The organism is Mycobacterium sp. (genome assembly GCF_044370595.1).
Lineage (GTDB): Bacteria > Actinomycetota > Actinomycetes > Mycobacteriales > Mycobacteriaceae > Mycobacterium.
In genome coordinates, this window is the sequence record NZ_JBILVF010000237.1 from 1 (window position 1) to 3,297 (window position 3,297).

The 3,297-nt window shown below is 69.3% G+C and carries 1 protein-coding gene and 1 pseudogene; both read right to left on the reverse strand.

Annotated elements, in window-relative coordinates; genetic code table 11:
- A pseudogene (locus ADBZ5N_RS18200) lies at positions 1-1,405 on the reverse strand (hypothetical protein); the annotation flags it as partial.
- A gap of 170 nt (positions 1,406-1,575) precedes the next feature.
- On the reverse strand, positions 1,576-3,297 hold a 1,722-nt coding region (locus tag ADBZ5N_RS18205), incomplete at its 5' end, for a helix-turn-helix transcriptional regulator (RefSeq protein ID WP_526259891.1).

Sequence of the window (3,297 nt, forward strand, 5' to 3'; positions counted from 1 at the left end):
CGCCGAGGATCCCCGCATCCGCACCGTTACCACCGGCACCGGAAGGCACCCCCGACGGCGCACCGTCCGCCGCGGCCCGCGCACCAATCCCGGCGAACGAACGATCCGCAACCGCCACGTACACCCCGGCCCCACCCCGACCACCATTGCCCCACAACAGCCCGGCCTTACCGCCGTTACCGCCCCGGCCGTTGTTGACCAACACCGACCCGTCACCGCCAGCACCACCATCACCGAACAACAGGCCGCCGTCACCGCCATCACCACCAGCGAAACCACCACCACCATTGCCCAACAGCAACCCCGCCCGGCCGCCAGTGCATGCACCACTGGCGCACGCACCCTCATAGGAGGTGTAGGAGTAGCCATTACCGAACAACAAACCCGCATTCGGGTTAGCGGCGGTGCCATCACCGAACAACTTCACCGGCCCGGTCAACAACCCCGCACCCCACCCCCCGAACAACTGACCACTACCGGTCGTCGACGCCGCCGCTTTGGTCCCACCCGAACCATTCAGCTCACGGCGTGCAGCCGCCAACGCCGCCCACGCCAACGGCGCCGCCCCCGGCACACCATCACCGGCCCCCCCGGACAACCACGCCAACAACCCCGCACCCAACGAACCCACCACACCCGTAGCCGCCGCCGGAGCCGCCGACATCACCGGCGCCGCCGCCGCAGCCGCCGCCGCCACCGGCACCGACGCCGCACCTGCCGCACCCGAGACCACCGACATCGGGGCGCTCACCGTCACCGACGCCGCGGGAACCGCCGCCGCGGCCGCGGCCCGGGCCGGGGAATCGTTGCCAACCGCCAACACCGGCGCCGAACCCACCGCGACCTCACCACGCCCGCCTCCAGCGCGGACCGGGGTCGCCGACGCCGCCGGCACGCCACCCTCAGAACCCGACTCGGCGCCACCGGACCGCCCACCCGAACCACCGACCGGCACGACCGGTACCACCGGCGCCGCGGAACCGCGACCCGATTCGGCACCCGCGTTATCGGCCGAGGACGAAGAGCGGCCACGCGACGAGGTCACCGCCGGCGAATCCGCACCATCCGGAACAGAGGACGGTGCCGATGCCGGGGAACTCACGCCACCACGTGCGCCGGTCCGCGACCCACGCCCCGAACCCACCGACGAAGCCTCCGAGGACCCCGACGACGAGGAGCCCGTCGACCCGTCAGAACCCTGCCGATCAGCAAACGCCACCGGCATCGACACCACCGCGGCCCCCACCCCCAGAGCCACGGCCAACGCACCCACCCGACCCACGTACCGGGCACACACCGACCCCGACGGCTCCGGCATCACCCGCCGGAACTCAATCGGCCGCACCTCACGGCGACCACCCTGGTCCAGCACCCGATCAACCGACGACGACAAATCAGCAGACATGAGTCCCTCCAGAGCCTTCGAGGGGGTCTCCCCCCGGCAAGCGCGAATGCGGCGAAATGCGAACCGGAACAGGGCCCGGAGCAAATGAACTCTAGGGACTAAGGACCCTTCTCCGATTCCAGGAAAACACTTAAATTCACCGCGGCAGCACCGAGTACGATGCCGGATGACTACGCGTGTTCGCGCAGGGCTTTGTTGAGGGCGGACCGCCGGGTGATGCCCAGTTTGCGGAATACGCGGTGCAGGTGCGATTCGACGGTGCGCGGGGCCAGACTGAGCGCAGCGGCGATCTCTTTGTTCGACTTTCCGTCGGCGGCGAGGTCGGCGATCCGGCGTTCCTGGGTGCTGAGCGTGGCCGGTTCGCCGGAGGATCGCGACACCGACGCTCCGGCGGCACGCAGTTCGGCGCCGGCCCGATCGGCCCAGGGCCGTGCGCCGAGGCGATCGAAGGTCTCCGCGGCGAGCCCGAGCGCGCCGCGCGCCGCGGTGTGGCGCAACTGGCGGCGCAGCCACATGCCATGGGCCAGAGCGATTCTGGCGTGCTCGAAGGGAAAATCCGCGATGCCGGGATGTCCTAGCGCGGACTGGTAGAGGCCCTCGGCATCGGAGTCGGGGGCCGTCATCGCGGTGATCGCGGTGGTCAGTGCCGCCACCCGCGGGGACACCTCGGCCAGGTTCAGCCGCACCGCCTCGGCCACGTGTGCCCGGGCCTCCTCGACGCGACCGGTGTTGATCAGCGCCTCGACCAAGTCGAGCATGTCATCGCCCACTTGAATGTTCTGCCGCGGGAAGTGTCCCGGCGCGCTGATGCCGATGGCCGCCTGATAGGCCGTCTCGTAATCGGCCTCGGCCAGGGCGACCCGCACCGCGATCCGCTGGGCAACACCGACGAGCAGATGCAGCCCCCGCGGCGCCGCCCAGGCCGTCACGTCGGCGGCGTTGCGGCGCGCGGTCTCCAGATCGCCACGCCAGGCGGCGAACACCCCGAGGTCGCCGAGCAACTGGTGACGAACCAGTTCACTACCTTGTACCTCACCGGCCATCTCCAGGCATTGCGCGCCGACCTTCTCGGCCCGGTCCCAGTGCCCGCCGGCCATCATGTCCAGCAGCAAGACGCGCCCACCCTCGATGGCGTCGATAGAAGCACCGTGTTCGCTGAGTTGGGTGAAGGCCTGCTCAAGTGGATACCGAAACTGGGCCATCGCATCGACGCAGTACGCCGGGAAGGACAGCAGCATCACCATGCGCGGTTCCAGCTTCGGGAGGAACTCCGCGTAGGTAGCGAGCAGTGAGCGAATGCCGCTCGTGGTGTTGACAATGGAGTCGACGCCGGTGCGGTACATCAGGATCGTCGGCGCCACTCGCGTACCCAGGGCGGCAAGTGCGACGTTGGTCCGCTCCCGCTTCTCGGCGTCGCCGGCAAAGTTGGTGATCGACAGCAGCAGGTTGGCCAGCCGGTTCACCGTTTTACCGTCGATGGTGTCGCTCTTTGCCAGCACTTCAATGAGCCGCCGGTGGGTTGAGATCACCTCGCCGTCGGCATGAAACGCGCGGTAGGCAGCGAACAGCGCGGCATTCGCCGAATTGGCTCCGCGGGTCTCGGCGCTGTCGACAAGTTCCGTAACCTCTCCGGGCCGGCCCGCCCGGGCAGCGACGAACACCGCTTCGGCCAGCAAGGCGGTTCGCCGGTCCGAATCGGTGCTCAGTTCGGCAGCCCTGCGCAGCCACTCGACGGCCACCGGAAGTCCGCCTCGGCGGATCGACAGCTGGGCGGCCTGCTCGAGAAGGTCGGCTACCTCCTGATCCGGTTCGACAGCCGCCGCCGCCAGATGCGTGGCACGACGGACCAACACATCGGGGTACAACCCCGCCAGCTCACGGTGAGCCGCCCG